The sequence below is a fragment of the Rhodobacter maris genome (assembly GCF_900217815.1).
GTDB classification, from domain to species: domain Bacteria; phylum Pseudomonadota; class Alphaproteobacteria; order Rhodobacterales; family Rhodobacteraceae; genus Rhodobacter; species Rhodobacter maris.
Genome location: NZ_OBMT01000022.1, coordinates 1 through 18,873 on the forward strand (window position 1 = coordinate 1; position 18,873 = coordinate 18,873).

Here is an 18,873-nt window from a genome sequence, read left to right on the forward strand (position 1 = left end):
ACGCCAACGCAAGCCATTGCGATTGATGAAGATAATCCCGCTCAACACCCGCCTGTCATCAACCCGAGGCTTCCCGTGTGATTTGGGAAAGAAGGGAGCCAGACGCGCTATCTGCGCGTCGGTCAGCCAGAAGAGATCGCTCATGTCATCGCTCCGTTTTCGGAGGCGTGAATCACGCAGCGCAACTGAAATCAATGCATCCTGACCCTAGTCGAGTCCCGAGGCGCTAGCGGCATAACCGAGGCCGAAAACCACTTGGCTCATGTCAAGAAACCGCTGAGATCAAAAGAGCGAACTTTCCATATTGGCGGACATGATTAACTTTCGCGCGCTTCTCGGGTACGTCAGCGCATTTGGAAACGCGATGTACGTCGCGTAACCTTCCCCTCACTGCTTTTCGGCAGGAAATGGGGACTGAATGCGGATCGTGTTGATATTGGTGTCGTCGGGGCTGCTTCTGGGCGCCTGCGATGTGACCAACACCGATTTTCCGGTCCGGACCGAGGCGATGCGCTCCGAGGTCGAGGAAATGTCGACCAATGTGGTGATCGTCAAGCTGACCGCCGACAATATCGACGCCTTCAATACGCCGCGCAATCTGGGCGGATCGCGTGCCTCGCTGGCGTCGAGCGGGTGGAATTATCGCGTGGGTGTGGGCGATGTGCTCGACATCAGCGTGTTCGACCATCCCGAACTGTCGCAGCAGGCCAATCAGGGCCGCTCGGTCGAGCAGGCCGGGCAGCGGGTGCAGGCAGACGGCACGTTTTTCTTTCCCTACGTGGGCCAGGTGCCCGCGCGCGGCAAGACCCCCGAAGAGATCCGCGACGATCTGATGATGCGGCTGGAGGCCTATGTGCCCGAGCCGCAGGTCGAGGTGCGGGTGGCGAGCTATAAGAGCCAGTCGGTTTCCGTGACGGGCGAGGTGGGCAACCCGAGCCGACAGCCGCTGACCGATGTGCCTTTGACGCTGCTCGATGCGATCGACGCGGCGGGCGGGCTGACCGAGAATGCCGATCCGCGTGCGGTGACGATCCGGCGCGGCGGGCGCGGCCATGTGGTCGACATGCTGGCCTTCCTCGAACAGGGGGTGGGGGCGAACAACCCGGTGTTGCGGCCCGGCGATGTGGTGTCGGTGGCACGTCAGGAGGTGCAGGAGGCCTATCTGCTGGGGCAGATCGTGAAGCCCTCGACGATCGACCTGACGCGCGCGAATATCACCCTGACGCAGGCGGTGACCCGGGTCGGCGGGCTCAGGGAACAAAGCGCCGATGCGCGCGGCATCTTCGTGTTCCGCGATGAGCCTATGGGGATCACCGTCTACCAACTCGACGCCTCGAACCCGACCGCCTATCTGATTGGAACCAAGTTCGTGGTGCTGCCGCAAGACGTGATCTATGTCACCTCGGCGCCGATCTATCGCTGGAACCGACTGATCTCGAACCTGTTGCCGACGATGACGGTGGTGCAGAGGACTGGCGATCTTGGAGCGTTCTGAAGCAGATGTTCAATTCTGTTCTGGTGGTCTGCGTGGGAAATATCTGTCGCTCGCCGTTGGGTGAGAGGGTAATGGCGCGTGCCTTGCCTAGTCTGCGGTTTTCTTCGGCGGGGCTGGCGGCGGCGGTGGGACACGGCGTGGACGAAGATACCGCAGCGGTGGCCTCCGAGATCGGGGTGGACCTTTCCGGCCACATTGCGCGGCAGTTAACCGCCGCGATCGGTGCGGCGCATGATCTGGTTTTGGTGATGGAGCCGGGGCATCGGGCCGAGATATTTCGGCGCCATCCGGCGCTGTCGGGGCGGGTGATGTTGTTCGATCATTGGACTGGCGGGCAGGGCGTAGCTGATCCCTATGGCAAGCCGCGAGCGGCGCATCTGGCGGCGCGCGAGCGGATCGTGGCGGCGGCCGAGCCCTGGATCGTGCGTCTGGGGGGCGCAAGGGTTTGAGGGCCGGTCTGGTTTGATCTGGTGTTGGTGAGGCTAGGTGCAGGGGCTGATGGGGTGAAGTGGTGCGAGCCGAGGGGAGCCAATGCTTTACAAGGAATTGACATGACGAATACCGTCCCCGGTCCGGCGCAAAAGCCCGACGACGGCATCGATCTGATGGAACTGGCGGGCCATCTGTGGGCTGGCAAGCTGTGGATTGTACGCATCACTACTGTGGCGCTGGCACTCGGGGCGTTTTCCGTTCTCAAGGCGACGCCGATCTATCAAGCAAGTGGTCTACTGCAACTCGAGGAAAAATCGGGGGCGTTGGCGTTGCCCGAAGGGATGCAGGAATTGCTCGGCGGCGACGGCGGGAAATCCGCAGGCGCTGCCGAGATGGCGATCATGGGCTCGCGGATGGTGATGGGCGAGGTGGTGCAGGGGCTCGGGCTCGACATCGAGGCACGCCCGCGGCCTTGGCCGTTCCTAGGGATGCTGCCGGTCAGGCTCGGAGTTCCGGATCACCTGTTTTCGGCGCGCCAACATGGCAATGAATCGATCTCAGTGAGTGAACTCGAGATTCCAGAAGCCTGGATTGGTGCTGAACTGGTGCTCCGGATCACCGGGCCTAACACCTTTCGGCTGACATTGCCCGATGGCAACATGCTTGAAGGCCAGGCGCGCCAGCGGCTGACGCGGGTTGATGCCGCGGTGTCAATCCTTGTCGATGATCTCGACGGTCCCGCGGGGCGCGAGTTCCTGCTGGTCCGGCGCGCGCGCGCCGCGGAAGTGGCGCGGTTGCAGGCGAATTTCTCGGTATCCGAAGCGCCGAAAGGGTCTTCGATCCTGCGGGTCACCTATAATGACCCCTCGCCGCGCCGGGCGGAGCGGATTCTCGATGCGATCTCGCAGGCCTATGTCAGTCAGAACATCGCCCGCAGCGCCGCGGAGGCGCGCAGCAGTCTCAAATTCATCGACGAGCAGCTGCCACGTGCGGAGAACGCGGTGAAAGAGGCGCAAGACGCGCTCAACGCCTATCGGCAGTCGCAACACTCGGTTGATGTCGATTACGAAACCAAGAGCCTGCTCGATCGCGCGACCCGGATCGAGACCGAGCTTAACGCGCTTTCGCTCAAGGAAGAGGAGCTGAAGGACCGATACACGGTGCAGCACCCGCTCTATCAGGCTTTGCTGCAAAACCGCGCCACGCTTGAGGCGCAGCTGGCCGATCTGCGCAAATCGACCTCTGACCTGCCAGAAACGCAGAAGGAGATCTTCAACCTGACGCGCAATCTGGAAGTGGCGCAGCAGGTTTATGTGCAGCTTCTCAACCGCCAGCAGGAATTGCGGGTGGTGCAGGCCTCGACGGTCGGCTCGGTGCGCGTCATCGACACCGCCTATTCGAACGGGCGCAAGATCGAGCCCCGCTCGAGCAAGATTATGGCGATCCACCTTTTTGCGGGGCTGGTGCTTGGCGCTGGGTTCGTGCTTGGGCGGCGAATGCTGCGGCGTGGCATCCGCGGCGGGCAGGACATCGAGGAACTGGGCCTGCCGGTCTTCGCCACGGTGAACTTCTCGCCCGAAGCGGCAAACCATCTCCGTCAGAAGGGCCGTTTGCCGATCATGGCGCTTACCAAGCCCGAGGATCTGGTGGTCGAGGCGCTGCGCAGCCTGCGCACCTCGCTGCATTTCGGCATGCTCGACGCGACTACCAAGACCGTTCTCTTCACCTCGGCGGCGCCGAGAGCGGGTAAGACCTTCATCTCGGTCAATTTCGCCGTCGTCGCGGCGCAGGCTGGGCAACGGGTCTGCCTGATCGATGCCGACCTGCGTCAGGGCTACTTGCGTCGTTATCTGGGCAAGGACAAGAACACCCCCGGCCTTTCCGAATATCTGGCCCAAGAGATGAGCCTGCAGGAGGTTATGTTAGACGGTCCGGTCGAGGGGATCCGGGTGCTAACTTCGGGCAGGTTCCCGCCCAACCCCTCGGAACTATTGATGCGGGCCGAGTTCGATGAGCTACTCAAGACGCTCAGCGCGGAGTTCGATCTGGTGATAATCGATAGCCCGCCGGCACTGGCGGTGACCGACCCGGTGGTGATCGGGCGCTATGCAGGGGCACGAATTTTCGTGGCTCGGCATCTCGAGACCATGACGGGCGAGCTCGAGGCGGTGAAACGCGCCTTCGAGACAGCGGGAAGCAAAGTCACCGGGGCGATACTCAACGGCTACAAGGTCGAGGAGGGAACGCGATATGGCGGCGCCTATCACTACTACAACCACCGCTACGAATACCGGACAGATGGAAAGTGAGCATGCGGGGCAGGTTCAGGCGATGCCGCCAAGTTTTGTCGTGCCGCGGTCGGGCAATCTGCTTCTGGTCGCCTAGATCTTGCGATCCCTGCAAGGTTCCAAGAGTTTTTGAGGGCTCACAGAGAAGGCAAGGGAACGATGGCACAGAAAAGCCAAACCATTAGGTTGACGACCGTTCCCGCCCTTGCAGGGCTGTGCGGGATTTTTCTTGCCGCGGGCGGCGTTGGCGCGCAGGAGCGCGGTCTCGGCTGGGGCTACAACAGCTACGGCATCCCCGGCATTATAGACATGCCCTCGGCGCTCGGGCGCGAGGATGCCGAGATCGGCCTTAGTTCGAGCCATTTTGCCGGCCAGACCCGAAATACCTTCACCTTCCAGATCTCCGACCGGCTCTCGGCCTCGTTCCGCTATGCGTTGATGCACGACATCCGGCCCAATTTCGGCTCGGTCGCGAGCAACTATTACGACCGCAGTTTCTCGGTGCAGTATCGCTTCATCGACGAGGCGAACTGCATGCCCGCCGCTGCGGTGGGGCTCAATGACCTCGTCGGCACCGGCATCTATGCCGGCGAATATGTGGTGGCCACGAAAACCTTCTCGCCCAAGGTCCGGGCTTCGCTCGGGCTGGGGTGGGGGCGGCTCGGCTCCTTTGGCGGTTTCTCCAACCCGCTTGGCGCCTTGGCGAGTTCGTTCAAGACGCGCCCCGCCCCGGCTGGTGGCATGGGTGGAACTTTTCAACCCTCGGCCTGGTTTCGCGGCGACGCGGCCTTGTTCGGCGGGGTGGAATGGCGGCCCAACGACCGCTGGCGCCTGATCGCCGAATATTCCTCGGACGATTACTCCCGCGAGGATCAAGCCTTCTCCCACAAATCGCCCTTCAACTTCGGCGTCGATTACCGCTACAGCGAGCGCACTACCATGTCGGCGCGCTATCTTTACGGCTCCGAGATCGGGGTGCAATTCACTTATTCCTTCAACCCCAAACACCCCCCAAACGGCTCTGGGCTCGATGCCGCGCCGCCGCCGGTGGTGCCCCGCGCCGCGCTGGCCGGGCCGGCCCTTGGGATCGAGGCGCCTGACCTGATCGCCTCCGCCCGCAGCGCGCTGGCCGCAGAGGGGCTGGCGCTTGAGGGGCTCGAGCGCGACGGCACCACGTTGCGCATCCAGATCGCCAACGATCGCTATGCGATCTCTTCGCAGGCGGTTGGGCGCGCGGCGCGGGTGCTGACGCACATCGCCCCGGTCGCTGTAGAGCGGTTCGACGTCCGCCTCAGCGCAAACGGCATGCCGGTCTCGTCGGTGCTGCTGCGCCGGGCCGACATGGAGGCGCTGGAATTCGACTCCGTCGCCTCCGACCTGATGCGCGCGCGCAGCCGGATCACCAATGCCCCCGAAGCGCTGGCCGACAATGCCGGGCGCTATCCGAAGTTCAGATACGGCTTCGAGCCCTATCTGACCCCGAGCCTGTTCGACCCCGATGCGCCGATGCGCGCCGATCTGGGGGTAGCGGCGACGATGCGCTTCGAGCCGATGGCGGGGCTGGTGTTTTCGGGCTGGCTGCAACAGAAGGCGGTCGGCAACCTCGACCAGACCATCCGGCCTTCGACCTCGGTGCTGCCGCATGTGCGCTCGGACGGCTATCTTTACTACAAGGGCAGCGATACGGCGCTGACCGAACTCACCGCCGCCTATTACTTCCGCCCCGGCGCCGATCTTTACGGGCGCGTCACCGTTGGCCTGCTCGAGCGGATGTATGGCGGGGTGTCGAGCGAACTGCTCTGGAAGCCGCAAAACAGCCGGCTCGCGCTTGGGGCCGAGGTGAACTGGGTCAAGCAGCGCTCCTTCGACAAGATGTTCGGCTTCCGAGCCTATGACGTGGCGACCGGGCATCTGTCGGCCTATTACCAGTTCAACAACGGCTACAGCGGCCAACTCGATATCGGCCGGTATCTGGCGGATGACACTGGCGCCACGTTGACGCTGGCGCGCGAATTCGACAATGGCTGGAAGGTCGCCACATTCGCTACCCTCACCAATGTTTCGGCGACGACATTCGGCGAGGGCTCGTTTGACAAGGGCATAACCCTGACGATCCCGATCGACTGGATCATCGGCAAGCCGCAGCGCAAGGCGATCACCACCACCATCCGCCCGGTGCAGCGCGATGGCGGTGCGCGACTTTATGTGCCGGGGCGGCTCTACGAAACCGTGCGCGGTCAGCATGCCTCCGCTTTCGACGCATCCTGGGGGCGGTTCTGGAAATGAAGCGACAACCGCTTTCCCTCCCCGCCGTTGCGTTTCTGGTTTGCGCCGCGCTTGTCGCGGGTTGCGCGCCCTCGGCGACACAACAAGCCGAGATGACCGCCGCGGCCGAACCCTTCCTGACCGCGCCGCTAATCAGCGCGCAGATCCCCGCCCGCAACGTCACCGCGGTGCTGCGCCCGGTGGGGCAGAACGGCACAGTCACCTCTTGGCAGACCGTCGACCGGATCACGCTTTCTTTCGACCGAGGCGTTCTGGTGGCGAGCCGCGGGCTTGGCTTCGATCTGATGGGGGCCGATGCCGACCCCACCCGCGCCGCGCTGGCGGGGCAGGTCTCCGAGATCTATCGCCGCAAGATGCGCTATCTGACCGGCGACAACCACTCGACCTGGCTGACGGCGGGCTGCTCGATGCGGGCGGCGGGTACCGGGGAGGGGCTGCGGCGTTTCGAAGAAAGCTGCAAGGCACGTGGCAATAGCTACACCAACATCTATCTGCTCGACGGCGCGGGGCGGGTGGTGACGTCGCGGCAATGGCTCTCGCCAGAGCTTGGCTATATCGAGATCGGCCCGTTCAGCCTGCCGATCAGCGTGACCGCCCAGCAGGGAGGCTGAGGCCGATCGTTCAAGAGAAGAGGGCCGATCCCGATGCGCGGGGGCGGCTAGGAGAAGCCCTGAGTTGTGTTGATCAGGTCGAAATCTACGGGAGAATACCATGAAGAAAACTGTTATCACATGTCTCCTTTGCGCCTTGCCGTTTGCGGCCGAGGCTCAACAGGCTCCGGGGTCGCCGACCTCTTTCCCGAAAATCTTCCGCAAACCTGCGCCGCCGCCGACGCCGGCTGCGGCAGGTGGGGCTGCCGGCGGGGCAGGGGGGGCCGCAGGCGCCGCTGCCGCTGCGGGCGTGACCACAGAAGCGACAGGTTTCTTCCCGCTGCTCGGGGGCCTTGGCGCTCTGGGCGGTGTGGCTGCGGCTGGGGTTGTGGCAGCGGCGGTGGCCGGCGGCGGCGGCGGCGGGGCCACCACCGACACGCAATAACCCCGCGCGATACGCGGTCAGGGCGCGTGCTTTCAGGACGGTCGGGCGATTGCCCGCGCGTCCTGTCTTCGCTTCCTAGTCCTAGCCGGTCTCAGCACTGTTGATAGCCCATCCGGATCAGTTGCGCGCCGCTGATCTGGTAATAGCCCGAGGTGTTGTAACGCGCGGTGCTCAGGAACCACGACCGCAGCGGCTCGGCGTAGTTCGCGGCCATCACCTGCGACCAGTATTCGAAGTCGCGCGGTGGCAGCGGTCGCCCGTTTTCGCTCGGTCCATGGAATCCCAGCACGGCACTAGGGGTGACACAGACATTGGGAAGGCTCAGATACATCGTGCAGGCCGAGATGCAGGTGCCACGGATCTCTACCCGCTGCCCGGTGGCGCGCATCTGCGCGATGCGGTCGCTGCGTCGCGCGAGATAACCGCCGCCATCGGCGCTAACGATCAGTGTATTGGCTGCCAGATAGATCTGCTGCGCCTCGGCGGCACCGGTCGCAAGGCCGACCAGCACCGCCCAAGCAGCCAATCGCTTGGCCTGACACATGCCCGTACGCATCCTAACCCGCAAACGGGTTGCCAGTTCAAGCATGAGATTTCCCCTTCGTTCCGATTACACGTCGGGGGATGGCTCCATCCATCATGCTTCCCCGACACCCGGGGACCATCAAAGGCCAGGGGTCTTAAGGAGTGGTTTTCGCGCCCCGGCCGGGGGACGAAGATTGCCTCAAACTCGACCTATTGCGCTCGGAACCGAGTTGCCAACCGAAGCTTCCACTGATTAACGCATATTAACATTGCGTTAAGGAATCCCAGCCAAGATACTGATTACAGTTGCCTCTGGAGGTAGAGCCGATGATGGCGCTTCTCGTCTTTCCGCTTTGTGCCATCCTCTGGATGCTTGTGAACGCCCGACTCGGGCTGGTCGAGGATCAGCCGCCGATGACCGAGGCTCCGGTTTCTCCCCAAACCGGTGGGGAAACTCGGGGCCTTGACGCAGCGAGCGAGAGAATCTGATCAGGTAGGACGTGTCCCGTTTTTCCACGAGTTCTTATCTTTGGTGAGGCGTTGCCCTTGAGGTCTCACCTTGGCGCTATCGCGCGCGTAGGTTGCGGGAGAGATCCCTACGTCGCGCGCGCGGTCAATGCTAATTCGAGACAGCGAGGCTGCTCATCGTTCGCTGCGCGTCGGCTCCAGACGGCGTAAGTCGGCTTTTCGAGTTTATTCGCGGTCCAGATATGCAGCTTCGAGAGCCGACACTTTTGCCATGAAGATCTTGCTGACAGTCAATGCTTCCTGGAACATCTGGAGTTTCCGCCGTACGGTCGTGAGCGATCTGTTGCGTGCGGGGCATGGTTTGATGGTTCTCGCCCCGTTCGACGATGCCGTCGCGCCGCTGCGTGCGATGGGGTGTCGTGTGCTTCCGCTCGATATCGACGTGAGGGGCCTCAACCCGTTGCGCGATCTGGCGCTGTTGGGGCAGTTCTGGCGGCAGTTTCGCCGCGAACGCCCCGATGTGATCCTGAGCTACACGATCAAGAACAACATTTTCGGGGCGGTGGCGGCGAAATGGCTCGGCATTCCCTTCGTCCCCAATGTCAGCGGTCTGGGCATGGTCTTCCTGTCGGGCGGGACGTTGCAGCGGCTGGTCGAGGTAATGTATCGCCGTGCCTTCGCGCGCCCGCCGGTGGTGTTCTGCCAGAATCCCGACGATCACGACCTGTTCGTGACGCGCGGTCTGATTTCGCCCGAGCAGGCGCGGGTGCTGCCCGGCTCGGGCATCGACCTTGTGCGTCTCGCGGTCACCCCCGCGGCCGATCCCGGCCGACCACCGCGGTTCCTGCTGATCGCGCGGCTGTTGCGCGACAAGGGCGTGGTCGAATTTGTTGAGGCCGCGCGCAGGGTGCGTGCGGTGCATCCCGATGCCCGGTTCCAGCTTCTGGGCGCGGCCGATGCTGAGAACCGCAGTGCGATCGACGCGAGCACCCTGAATGCCTGGCTGGCCGAAGGGGTGGTCGAGCATCTGGGAACGACCGACGACGTGCGAACCTCCATTTCCGAGGCCAACTGCGTGGTGCTGCCCTCCTATCGCGAGGGCGCCCCGCGCACCCTGATCGAGGCCGCCTATCGTCGGGCGATCGCGGATGTCATCCGCGCGGCCGGCGCGCGGTCCGGGGAGGCGGCACGATGAGCTATTACGACCGCCACGGCGCTTGGTTCCTGGCGCAACTGAAACCGAACAGCGCGGCGATCGCCGAGCGCAACCTTCATCGACAGGGGTTTCGCACCTTTCTGCCGCTCGAGCCGGAAACGCGCAAGCGCGGCGGCAAGTTCGTCGATGTCACCCGGCCCCTGTTTCCCGGCTATCTCTTCGTGGCCTTCGACCCGGCGCGCGGCCATTGGCGCTCCATCAACTCCACCCAAGGGGTTGCCCGCCTCGTGAGCTTCGGCAACGCGCCCGCCCCCGTGCCGTCCGAACTCGTCTCTGGGCTGATCCGGCGCTGCGATGATGACGGCAAGCTCTTGCCCACCGATGCCCGATCGCTCGTGCCCGGTGACCGGGTGCGATTGCAGACCGGTCCCTTCGCCGATTTCGTCGCCGAGGTCGAGAGTCTCGCCTCCGATCAGCGGATCTGGGTGTTGATCGACCTGATGGGCAATCGCACCCGAATGCAACTTGGCGCGGGGCAGGTATGTCCGATCTGAGCATCGCGGACGTGGCCATCTTCGTGCTCGGCAAATCCGTCGGCGCGCTGCTGCGGGTCGCGACTTGGCTGGTCTTTTTCGCGCTCTTTGTCATTCTGGCGCTGCGCCGGGGCAGGGTGCGTGCGGCCTTGCGCACCGCCGCGCTGCTGGCGGCGTCGATCTTCGCGCCGGCGTTGCTGCCGCTCCGCGATCCGCTGCTGCAATCGCTGTAGCGCCACTATCCCGGCGATCCGCCGCTGGCGCGGGTGGACAGGATCATCGTTCTGTGCGGGGTGAAAATGCCCAGGCCAGCGCTTACTGGCGGCACCCGGGTCAGTTCTGCGTACAAATCAACACCGGGGCGGTTAAAGGTGCAAAAAGTACTTGCATCGAAGGGGCATGCAAACATGAGGCTCGGCGTCAGCCAATCTGGCGCAACCCTCGAACGATGAATGGCGCGGGAGAGATCGCCGACCCAGTTAGCTCAGGCACGATCATGGGGTCTAAATCGGTGTCGAAATCCGCACTAGCGCACCTCGGAAGCAACCCGTTGGTCCTTAAGGGGCGGCGCCCTCGCCAAAGCGCGTTCAGTCTCCATTGCCACCGCGCCTTCACCTTGGATCAATGGATCGCTTGGCCGAACGATAGCAGGGTTTTCCCGGGAGTCGTGCGCGTGCGGCACGGTGGTCCGGCATGCCGGTCGTCGTGTCAAGGGCCTAGCCGCACAGATCGGATGGCAATCGCGAGACCCCGTTAATTTTTCTGCAAGGGGTCGAGCATGATGTTGCAGCCTGCGATTTTTCTGGTTTCCTTCCTCGTCAGTCTGTTCGTGGCGTTGGCTCTGATCCTCACCCAGAGGTTCCACGGCCATCTGACCGAAGACAATCAACCAGGCGTGCAAAAACTGCACAAGGCCCCCACGCCCCGTGTCGGTGGCCTCGCTCTGCTCTCAGGCGCGCTGGCCGGAGCCACGCTGCTCTCGCCCGAGGCTTGGAAGCTGAGCTGGATCTTGGCCCTCTCGGCGCTGCCGGCCTTCATGTTCGGTCTCGCAGAGGACATTACGAAACGTGTGGGGGTCCGGGCGCGGCTCATGGCTACGATCGGCGCCGGGCTGATCTTTTGCATCGCCTCGGGCTACCATCTGAACCACGTCGGCGTGCCCGGGCTCGATATCCTGTTCGCCTTTCCCGTCTTCGCGATCCTTTTCACCGCCTTCGCGGTGGGAGGGAGCGCAAATGCAATCAACCTGATCGACGGAGTCAACGGGCTCGCGGCGGGCACCTCGATCATCATCCTGACGGGGTTTGGCGTGCTTGCAGCGGAAAGCGGCGATAAGACGATGCTGATGATCTGTCTGAGTTTCGCCGGCGCGCTTGGTGGTTTCTTTGTGATGAATTTCCCGATGGGGCGGATTTTCCTCGGCGATGCCGGGGCCTATACCACGGGCTTCGTGCTGGCCGCGGTGGCTGTGGTGTTGCCCGCCCGCAATCCCGAAATCTCTCCTTTGGTGGGGCTGCTGGCGCTGTCCTATCCGGTCACCGAGACGCTGGTTTCGATTCTGCGCCGCGCGGCTCGAGAGGGTACGAACCCCGGCCAGCCTGACCGGCTGCACCTGCACAGCCTGATCTACCGTTCGCGCGCCCGCAGTCTTGCTGCCCGACTTGGCGTACCGCAGCTGCGCAATGCGCTCTCGGCGTTTCTGGTAATGACACTACCGCTTCTTTCAACCGCACTGATGGTTTTGTGCGCCAGCAGTCCGGTGCTGATTTTCGTTTCGCTTGGTATCGTGGTGGCGGTCTATCTCGGAATATACCGGAAGGTGGCCCTATTGTCCGCATCTCCGTTGCGGCGGGGTGGCGCGCCGCGCGGCCTCAGGGCCTATGCGCCGCGCTATCGCAGCTGAGCAGGTTGTAAAAAGCGAAACGCGCCCCTGGGGGAGGGCGCGTTTCCCGATCACGCGGAGAATGGTTGGTTGTGAGCGCGCCTCGGAGTCGCGTGATCAGATGGTCGGGGCGAAGAAAAGGAGCGATCCGAAAATCAGCGCGGCCAATACGAAGAAGTTGGAAGAAATTTAATCGGGCTTGCGGCTGTTGCAGCGCCCGAAATACTTGGCGCCGAAGCGCATCTTGTGACCGCAGGATTTGCATCTGAAAAGTCGCACCTGATTGCTCCAGCCAAGGTAGTGAATGATCGCATGAATATTGGCTTTCGCGCCACAATGACAATGCGCGTTTGGATCATTTTTCATAATTCGAGAAAGCATAATCTTTCGGTGGTGCTTGGGTGTGAGCGAGGTAATTGGCAGATCCTTGAATGATGTTGAGCATGTTCTTTTGCCGTCTCGAAATCAAGACGGCAAAATTTACTTCTTGCACCCCTTCCAATATCGCATGCGGAAGAAGTTGAGAGAGAGCTGTTGCATGAAGATTGGCCATCGGCTTCGAACAGTCTTCAAAAAGCGCCTTCGTTGCGCCATACGCGATAGAGACGCGCCCCGCACCTTGGGAAGGTTGCAATCGTGGGGCCGAGAATGGACAGTGACGGGCGGCAGCAGACGCTCCGTCCGGCTTGCCGTATCGGCGCAAAGGGAGTCCAAGACACTGTCCTAGGAGTTTGCTCCGATCTTTGCGCTTCACTTGCAGAGGGCGAAAGCCCTCTGCTTTTTTCGAAGCCGACGCCGTTGGTGGAACCGCCTCAGGCAACTCTATTCAGACGCGCTGCGTCTCGGAGGGGTTTTCCCGCAGATGTCGGGCGGCGCCCGGAAGTGGCGTCGGATCTGCCGACGATACCGAACGCGGCCCCGCGATTTCAGCAATTTTTGCATAGGCCACGCAGGTCTGCACCCGAGACACCGCGCCCAATTTTCTGCCCGCTGAGCGCATCAGCCCCTTCACTGTGGCCAAGTTGCAACCCAGCGCAATCGCGATCTGTGCATTGGTCTGCCCAGCCGAGGCGCGACATACGGCGGCGTCCTCGCGCGGGCTCAACCGAGTGGCGCGCTCGGATTTATCGGCCTCGCGCAACCAGTGCGGCGCCGCATAGACCACCCCGCTGAGCACGACATCGAGCAGGCTCGGCAACGCGCTCAGACGCATGTTTTCGGGGATAACCCCCATCAGCCCGTTGTTGAGCGCCAGCCGCAACAGCCAGTCGGGAATGGTGCCCCCGAAGATCAGCACGGGAAGCCCCGCGGGATTTTCGATCAGGCTTTCCAGCGCGCTGATACCGCCCTCCTCGATCAGATGATAATCAAGGATGATTGCGGCAAAATCGTCGGTATCGGCGAGCGTGCTCAAAATCGCTTCACCCGTGTCGAGGGGAGCGACCTCAAGCCGTGATTGTGCACAGGCCGCGGTCAGTGCATCGAGAAAGATTCTGTTTTTATGGGCGACGAGAATTTTCCCTCGCGTCATCGGATCATCGCGCATTCTGCCCCTCCGGTGATTCTAAGTCCGATCCAAACCGGATCGACAGGCTTCCTGTTTTTTTGGTGCCAAGCCTCTTATTTTTAAATCGGCCTGGGAAAAATCCCAAATGTGCAAAAGCCAGCCCGCGCGAGCTGTTTTCGATCCGTTGTCTCCAAAGTTGAGCACAGTCGACGCGCGCGCAGTCAATCCTGCGCGGCGATTTCGGCCGCGCAGACCACGCCGAGCTTGAGGGAAACCCGGTCCAGCGGGCCATGCAGCGCCACGTCGAACGGCCAACTTTCAGAGCGGGAGTAACTATGGCGCCCCGGCGCGGCCGAGATCGAAACATGGCCGACCCAAGGGTGGTTCTCACGCAACTCGACCACCAGCCGGGCAATCTCTGCGGCGCTGTAATCGTCCAGGTTGATCACGAGGCAAATCAATTCGCTGCCACGTTCAGCGAGCAGGGTTTCGAGCTGCGCACCGAGCCCGTACTCGCACACGAGGGCGGGCATTTCGCGCAGCCAACCCGCAATGCGGCTGCGCAGCCCCTCGGACCGCGAAAGAATCGCGACGATATTGCCCTGCTCCTCCGCTCGTTCGAGGAACTTCTCCTCGACCCGCGAAAAGAGACCCGCGACGATGCCGTCAATCTGCTCGAAACGTCCCATTCTTTTTCCTCCGTGCCTCCTGGATCGCCCTTGGTCCAGGTGGCGTCGTTGTGAAGTGTAATCGGGGGCCGACGGGCGCTGGTTCGCGCCAAAGCGGCAGATCTCTCTCTGGTGCCGGCCCAGCGATCGCGAAGATCGGGCGCAAAATTGCGTGGTTTCAGGTGGCGCGATACGCCGAAGGATCGGCGCGACCTCGCCCTTCGGTCAGGACCTGAGCCGGGCGTAGTTGTGCTAATGGACACCCGTGACTTTGGGATGCGAGACGACGAGTTTCGCTTCAGCCCCTCCGGGTGCGGTGGGGAAGCGACGCAAGCTGCGGTTAACGCGCGCCTGGATCCGTGCGAGGTCCAGAGCCGCCTCGCTTACCGGGATCTGCAGCGCCACATCATAGCCCGCCTCGATGGGAGGGCGGAAAGCATCTTCGATCCCTCCCGAAAGCACGATCACCGCGATTTCGGGATAGTTGCGCCGTAGCCGCGCTAGCGCGATGCTCACCTCGGGCGCGCCGCCAAGCACATCGACATCGACAAAGAGGAGGTCAAACTTCGCGCCGCGCCGAAGTTCTGCTGTGACTGCGTCCAGATCGCGCAGCAACGCCGCACTGATCCGGTCGAGCGCGAGCATCGCTGAAAGGGTGATCGGGACCACGCCAAGGTTGGGCACGATCGCGCAACAGGTTGGGTTCTGGTTCATCACAAACACCTTTCGTGGGCGCGTCAGAGCAGCCCCTGTTCACGGGCAATGATGCAGGCATGGGCTCGATTGCGCGCCGAGATCTTGCGGCAGATTGCGCGCATCAGCATCTTCACCCGCACCTCTGTCACGTCGAACTGCGCGGCGATCTCCTTGTTGGTGTCGCCCACCGCAGCGCGGCGCAGTACGCCATATTCCTCTTCGGTGAGGGCGTTGGCTCCGCTGTGATCGTCAAAGGCCGGTTCGAGGCTCAAACCGCCGGTGAACACCTGACCAAGCCCGACCAGATAAAGCACGCTCGGGATCGCCTTGAGCGGGAGAGTTTCGGGGATGATTCCGCGCACCCCGGCTTTGAGCAAAAGCGCAATGATGCGCGGCTCGAGCGTGCCCGCAAAAAGGATCAATGGCGTCTTGCCCAGCCGCACCACAAGCTTTCGGATCTGATCGAGGCCCGAGGTAGCAAACAGTCGAGAGTCAAGGATCACCGTATCGAGATCGCTCCCGCGTCCGACCTGGCTCAGCAATTCCGAGGCACTGGTTGCTGTGCGCACCTCCATGGCTTGAAGTGCCAGTTCGGCACTCAGCGCGTCGATCACCATCTGCTCGCGGTGCGCGATCAGCACCATTGTTTCTCCCCGCTGCCGCTGCGCGTCCTGCGCCATGCCCGCGACCTGATCAAAGCACGCACCCGCAGCGTGGCCCACGCCTGCTGCAGCCGCCATCGACCCAAAATTCATCATCGCTCACATCCCGCTTCGTCCGGTCCCCCGGAGTGAAAGCCTCTCGATCTGTGCAACTATGGGTGCCGCCAGAGGCGTGCTTCAACGCCGCTTAAGAGACCTTCAACCTTCTCGGAGTGGTCGGCGGCGCTGCGGGAGAGAACGAAGAGGCGCGAAGGATTGCGGAGCTTCGGCTGAGATTCAGGGAGCGCAAAAGTTGCGATTCGTGACCGGGCCGGCTGACCCAAAGGAGTGCGCCTGCTGTCTTAAGAAGCGCGACATCTAGTCCCATACTTACACGACTGCGACATTCGGACGCATCGCGTCTTGTTCGACCGTGTCGCTAAGCCAGCCCCTGCGGGCCGACAAAACGGCCCGAGGGCGGTGGGGTTCTCAAAAGTATAGCGCGAAGCCCTGCGACCCTCCGAACGCCAGCAGGATCGACCTGCGTGACCGGAAAGCGACCAGAAACAGGCGATGACTATTCGCTTTGGAGGTCCACGACGAACTTTCGGCGAAAATGATCTTTCGAGGACTAATTATTTTCTATTTTCCGCGCGAGGACGAGTTTCTCTATCCCGATGCACCAATTGGCGGACGCCCGACGCTGAAACATCTTCACGGGCGAATGGTGGAACAGAATCAAGCTGGTCGAGCGCGTGAGAGATTATCTACATGGCAAACGTGAAATCGCTGATAGCAGCTGTGGCGGCACTTATCATGGCCGCTCAGGCGGCGGCCTCAGACGCGCCAAAGCTGGGCACGACGAAAACCGAAGTCAGTGCCTTTCTCGGTTTGACATGGACTTTCGGTTCCGCCCATGCGCCGCGCAGTCCCGGTATTTCCCTCAAGGTTCTCTCCACAAACAAACGCGATTTTGCGGCACTTGCAGCCGGGATGACCTATAATTTCGACAACACTTGGGGCTGCGACGTCGGTCTTGCCTACAATTTCTCCGACACGACGATGACCGGTAGTTGGGATATCTGCAAGCGCGCGCCTCAGATCGGCGTGGGAGGTACCAAGCGCCCGGAAATCATTCCCGTTCGACTCGTGAATTGACCTTTCGCAAACGCTGAGACCCGTGCTCCGAAAGCCGACGAGATTGTTTTCTGAAGGTTTGGACCCCGGAAAGCGAAAGCAAAATTCAAGAGTTTTTCACCCGCTTCCGCTAACGCCTCAATTGGAACGGAAGCAAGCAAAAGGAGACTGACATGAAATTCTTTGCCGTAGTCCTTGCGGGCGTTGCGCTTTGCGCCGTCCCCGCGATGGCGGAAGACTCGAAGTTCGATGGATTCAGCTTGGGCCTCGGCCTGTCGCTGACCGGTGCTTCGACGAACATCGACTCTCCGGCGCTTGCGAATTTGCCGATCAACTCCGTCGCCGATCTGGGGCAAACCTCGGCTGTTGCTACGATCGACATGTCCTATGGCTTCTCTGTGGCACCAAAATTCGTATTGGCGGTCGGAGCGAGCTACGATTTCGGCGACACCGACCTTGGCACCGTCGCCGATCCGGTGCTGCGCGTGCGTGGCGATGACCATTACTCGATCTACTTGCAACCGACCTACGAGCTTTCCGACACCACCGCGGTGTTCGGCAAACTCGGCTATCACGCGATGAAGGGCACGCTCGACTGCGCTATCTGCGAGGGCGGTGGTGCCAGCTATTCGCGTGATCTGCATGGCGTGGGCGTCGGCGCCGGGGTGAAGACCTTCCTCAATGAGCGGGTCTACCTGCAAATCGAGGTGCAGCACATCGAATACAACGCCGTGAATACCTCTTGGATGATCGATCAAAACCCGAATGTGCCGGTTGATTTCGATGCTTCGAGCAATGTTGGCCTGATCACCATCGGGATGACCTTCTGAGGTTTCGGGGGGGGGGAGGGAGAGAAAATGGGGCGGCCGAGGCCGCCCCATTTGTCGCCGCCCATCATCGCTGGACGTATTTTGCGCGATAGAGCGCCGTAATCTTTAGATGATTAAAAAAAACGAATGACTTCATGTCGTAAATTGAGAGGTGGCGGTATCGTGTGTAACTAGGACGTGGATTGAGCGGAAATATACGCCCGGCAAATGGGCGGATATTGAAGGTTATGATCGTCTTGGAGGGCGATTTTGGTGCGTGCCAAATTCGAAAACTTTCCATGTTTATGGATACATGCGAGAAACGAAAGGAAACATCGCGATGCTGTTTTTTCGGGGGCTCATGTTCGGAATTCCGATCTCTATCTTTCTTTGGGTTTTGATCTTTCTTTTCTTGAGTTGGATCTTCTGAAGTATCCGATGGAGTCCACGATTTCGTGGATATGGAAGTACACTTTTTGGTGTAATGAGGCGTTGTTGCGTAACTCACGCCTGAGGCATGCTGGCCCCTTTCCCCGTCAGCATCATGCCACGCGAACGATTTCAGCCGTTCCGAGGGCCGAGAAGCGGTTCATCAGGGCGATGCGGATCTGGATTTCGGCGGTCTGGCGGTCCGGGTCTCTTGAGGCGATACGTTCGCCGAAGGCCTTCAGACACCGCATCTTTGCCTTGATCCTGCTTCGGACATGGTATCCGGTCCAGCGTTTCCAGAACGCCCGGCCGTAGTAACGAGTGGCACGCAGGGTCTCGTTTCGGGCGATCGCAGCCGGGCAGTCCGCTTTCCAAGGCCGAGCTTTATTGCGGACCGGTACGATCGCCGTGGCCTCGCGGTCGATGATGGTGCTGTGGCAGCGGCGCGTGTCATAGGCTCCGTCGGCGGTCACCGTGCCGATGTCCTCGCCCTCGGGGATCTGGTCCAACAGATCTGGCAAGACCGGACTGTCGCCGTCGCTGCTGGAGGTAAACGCCACCGCCCGAACGTCAGACGTTGCGGTATCCATTGCCAGATGAATCTTGCGCCATTGGCGTCGGCCTTGAACGCCGTGCTTGCGGGCCTGCCACTCACCGTCGCCCAAGAACTTGATCCCGGTGCTATCCACCAGCAGGTTCAGGGACGCTCCGGCACGCCGATAGGGGATCTGGACGGCCAATGTCTTCTGACGCCCGCACAGGGTGGTGTAGTCGGGCACCGCTCAGTCTAGCAGGTTGCTGAAATAGTCAGGCGACGAGAAGGATCTTCCGTGATCGGGAGTTTCTGCGGCTGCGTGTCCCTCCGGGCCGCCACGCTTCCGCGTCA

General features: G+C 61.8%; 18 protein-coding genes and 1 pseudogene. 11 read left to right on the forward strand and 8 right to left on the reverse strand.

Annotated elements, in window-relative coordinates:
- The coding region (locus CRO22_RS17445; RefSeq protein WP_141399475.1) for a transposase at positions 1-144 on the reverse strand (144 nt) is incomplete at its 3' end.
- 274 nt (positions 145-418) lie between these two features.
- On the opposite strand from CRO22_RS17445, the gene CRO22_RS17450 reads away from it, so the two are divergent.
- The 5 genes from CRO22_RS17450 (at position 419) to CRO22_RS17470 (ending at position 7,112) form a co-directional block, all read left to right on the forward strand.
- Positions 419-1,495: a polysaccharide biosynthesis/export family protein gene (locus CRO22_RS17450; protein ID WP_097071431.1), complete on the forward strand. Its 1,077-nt coding sequence runs from the start codon at positions 419-421 to the stop codon at positions 1,493-1,495.
- 5 nt (positions 1,496-1,500) lie between these two features.
- Positions 1,501-1,944 carry a low molecular weight protein-tyrosine-phosphatase gene (locus tag CRO22_RS17455; RefSeq protein WP_097071432.1) on the forward strand — a complete coding sequence of 148 codons (444 nt, stop codon included), beginning with the start codon at positions 1,501-1,503 and terminating at the stop codon, positions 1,942-1,944.
- Positions 1,945-2,046: 102 nt separating this feature from the next.
- The gene (locus CRO22_RS17460) at positions 2,047-4,236 is read left to right on the forward strand and encodes a polysaccharide biosynthesis tyrosine autokinase (RefSeq protein WP_097071433.1); all 2,190 of its coding nucleotides are present in this window, start codon (positions 2,047-2,049) and stop codon (positions 4,234-4,236) included.
- 138 nt (positions 4,237-4,374) lie between these two features.
- The gene (locus tag CRO22_RS17465; RefSeq protein WP_097071434.1) at positions 4,375-6,501 is read left to right on the forward strand and encodes a YjbH domain-containing protein; all 2,127 of its coding nucleotides are present in this window, start codon (positions 4,375-4,377) and stop codon (positions 6,499-6,501) included.
- Positions 6,498-7,112 carry a YjbF family lipoprotein gene (locus CRO22_RS17470; RefSeq protein ID WP_097071435.1) on the forward strand — a complete coding sequence of 205 codons (615 nt, stop codon included), beginning with the start codon at positions 6,498-6,500 and terminating at the stop codon, positions 7,110-7,112. The genes CRO22_RS17465 and CRO22_RS17470 overlap by 4 nt, the downstream gene beginning before the upstream one ends.
- A gap of 515 nt (positions 7,113-7,627) precedes the next feature.
- Here CRO22_RS17470 and CRO22_RS17480 read toward each other — a convergent pair.
- Entirely contained in the window at positions 7,628-8,080 is a 453-nt protein-coding gene (locus CRO22_RS17480; RefSeq protein ID WP_245861024.1) for a hypothetical protein, read from the reverse strand.
- 720 nt (positions 8,081-8,800) lie between these two features.
- Here CRO22_RS17480 and CRO22_RS17485 point away from each other — a divergent pair.
- From CRO22_RS17485 to CRO22_RS17500, 4 genes are all read left to right on the forward strand, one after another.
- Positions 8,801-9,724, forward strand: coding sequence for a glycosyltransferase family 4 protein (locus tag CRO22_RS17485; protein WP_176518690.1), 924 nt, complete (start codon positions 8,801-8,803; stop codon positions 9,722-9,724).
- The gene (gene nusG, locus CRO22_RS17490; protein ID WP_097071439.1) at positions 9,721-10,239 is read left to right on the forward strand and encodes a transcription termination/antitermination protein NusG; all 519 of its coding nucleotides are present in this window, start codon (positions 9,721-9,723) and stop codon (positions 10,237-10,239) included. The genes CRO22_RS17485 and nusG overlap by 4 nt, the downstream gene beginning before the upstream one ends.
- Complete coding sequence (locus tag CRO22_RS17495) at positions 10,227-10,451, forward strand: hypothetical protein (RefSeq protein WP_097071440.1); 225 nt, start codon at positions 10,227-10,229, stop codon at positions 10,449-10,451. Before nusG ends, CRO22_RS17495 begins: the two co-directional genes overlap by 13 nt.
- Positions 10,452-10,996: 545 nt before the next feature.
- Positions 10,997-12,121 carry an MraY family glycosyltransferase gene (locus CRO22_RS17500; RefSeq protein ID WP_245861025.1) on the forward strand — a complete coding sequence of 375 codons (1,125 nt, stop codon included), beginning with the start codon at positions 10,997-10,999 and terminating at the stop codon, positions 12,119-12,121.
- A 334-nt stretch (positions 12,122-12,455) separates the two neighbouring features.
- On the opposite strand, the gene CRO22_RS18715 is transcribed toward CRO22_RS17500, so the two are convergent.
- The 5 genes from CRO22_RS18715 to CRO22_RS17520 all read right to left on the reverse strand — a co-directional run bounded on the left by CRO22_RS18715 (position 12,456) and on the right by CRO22_RS17520 (position 15,729).
- Positions 12,456-12,653 (reverse strand): hypothetical protein, encoded by a 198-nt coding sequence (locus tag CRO22_RS18715; RefSeq protein ID WP_141399476.1) that lies wholly within the window; start codon positions 12,651-12,653, stop codon positions 12,456-12,458.
- Positions 12,654-12,926: 273 nt separating this feature from the next.
- Positions 12,927-13,646, reverse strand: coding sequence for a LuxR C-terminal-related transcriptional regulator (locus tag CRO22_RS17505; protein WP_097071441.1), 720 nt, complete (start codon positions 13,644-13,646; stop codon positions 12,927-12,929).
- A 182-nt stretch (positions 13,647-13,828) separates the two neighbouring features.
- Positions 13,829-14,296, reverse strand: coding sequence for a hypothetical protein (locus CRO22_RS17510; protein ID WP_097071442.1), 468 nt, complete (start codon positions 14,294-14,296; stop codon positions 13,829-13,831).
- A gap of 231 nt (positions 14,297-14,527) precedes the next feature.
- Positions 14,528-14,989: a response regulator gene (locus CRO22_RS17515; protein ID WP_097071443.1), complete on the reverse strand. Its 462-nt coding sequence runs from the start codon at positions 14,987-14,989 to the stop codon at positions 14,528-14,530.
- A 23-nt stretch (positions 14,990-15,012) separates the two neighbouring features.
- A complete protein-coding gene (locus CRO22_RS17520) occupies positions 15,013-15,729 on the reverse strand; it encodes a response regulator transcription factor (protein ID WP_097071444.1) in 717 nt (238 codons plus the stop codon).
- Positions 15,730-16,383: 654 nt separating this feature from the next.
- On the opposite strand from CRO22_RS17520, the gene CRO22_RS17525 reads away from it, so the two are divergent.
- Both CRO22_RS17525 and CRO22_RS17530 read left to right on the forward strand, forming a co-directional pair.
- Positions 16,384-16,770 (forward strand): hypothetical protein, encoded by a 387-nt coding sequence (locus CRO22_RS17525; RefSeq protein ID WP_097071445.1) that lies wholly within the window; start codon positions 16,384-16,386, stop codon positions 16,768-16,770.
- A 152-nt stretch (positions 16,771-16,922) separates the two neighbouring features.
- Positions 16,923-17,579 carry an outer membrane beta-barrel protein gene (locus CRO22_RS17530; RefSeq protein WP_097071446.1) on the forward strand — a complete coding sequence of 219 codons (657 nt, stop codon included), beginning with the start codon at positions 16,923-16,925 and terminating at the stop codon, positions 17,577-17,579.
- 521 nt (positions 17,580-18,100) lie between these two features.
- On the opposite strand, the pseudogene CRO22_RS17535 reads toward CRO22_RS17530, so the two are convergent.
- A pseudogene (locus CRO22_RS17535) lies at positions 18,101-18,766 on the reverse strand (IS5 family transposase); the annotation flags it as partial.
- Positions 18,767-18,873 lie beyond the last annotated feature (107 nt).

Bases quoted from the DNA above. Each gene is read 5' to 3' on its own strand.
- CRO22_RS17510 (WP_097071442.1), bottom strand. From the start codon at position 14,296: ATGGGACGTTTCGAGCAGATTGACGGCATCGTCGCGGGTCTCTTTTCG.
- CRO22_RS17505 (WP_097071441.1), bottom strand. From the start codon at position 13,646: ATGCGCGATGATCCGATGACGCGAGGGAAAATTCTCGTCGCCCATAAA.
- CRO22_RS17460 (WP_097071433.1), top strand. From the start codon at position 2,047: ATGACGAATACCGTCCCCGGTCCGGCGCAAAAGCCCGACGACGGCATC.
- CRO22_RS18715 (WP_141399476.1), bottom strand. From the start codon at position 12,653: ATGGCCAATCTTCATGCAACAGCTCTCTCTCAACTTCTTCCGCATGCG.
- CRO22_RS17530 (WP_097071446.1), top strand. From the start codon at position 16,923: ATGAAATTCTTTGCCGTAGTCCTTGCGGGCGTTGCGCTTTGCGCCGTC.
- CRO22_RS17500 (WP_245861025.1), top strand. From the start codon at position 10,997: ATGATGTTGCAGCCTGCGATTTTTCTGGTTTCCTTCCTCGTCAGTCTG.
- CRO22_RS17465 (WP_097071434.1), top strand. From the start codon at position 4,375: ATGGCACAGAAAAGCCAAACCATTAGGTTGACGACCGTTCCCGCCCTT.
- CRO22_RS17455 (WP_097071432.1), top strand. From the start codon at position 1,501: ATGTTCAATTCTGTTCTGGTGGTCTGCGTGGGAAATATCTGTCGCTCG.
- CRO22_RS17520 (WP_097071444.1), bottom strand. From the start codon at position 15,729: ATGATGAATTTTGGGTCGATGGCGGCTGCAGCAGGCGTGGGCCACGCT.
- CRO22_RS17485 (WP_176518690.1), top strand. From the start codon at position 8,801: ATGAAGATCTTGCTGACAGTCAATGCTTCCTGGAACATCTGGAGTTTC.
- CRO22_RS17450 (WP_097071431.1), top strand. From the start codon at position 419: ATGCGGATCGTGTTGATATTGGTGTCGTCGGGGCTGCTTCTGGGCGCC.
- CRO22_RS17470 (WP_097071435.1), top strand. From the start codon at position 6,498: ATGAAGCGACAACCGCTTTCCCTCCCCGCCGTTGCGTTTCTGGTTTGC.
- nusG (WP_097071439.1), top strand. From the start codon at position 9,721: ATGAGCTATTACGACCGCCACGGCGCTTGGTTCCTGGCGCAACTGAAA.
- CRO22_RS17515 (WP_097071443.1), bottom strand. From the start codon at position 14,989: ATGAACCAGAACCCAACCTGTTGCGCGATCGTGCCCAACCTTGGCGTG.
- CRO22_RS17480 (WP_245861024.1), bottom strand. From the start codon at position 8,080: ATGTGTCAGGCCAAGCGATTGGCTGCTTGGGCGGTGCTGGTCGGCCTT.
- CRO22_RS17495 (WP_097071440.1), top strand. From the start codon at position 10,227: ATGTCCGATCTGAGCATCGCGGACGTGGCCATCTTCGTGCTCGGCAAA.
- CRO22_RS17525 (WP_097071445.1), top strand. From the start codon at position 16,384: ATGGCAAACGTGAAATCGCTGATAGCAGCTGTGGCGGCACTTATCATG.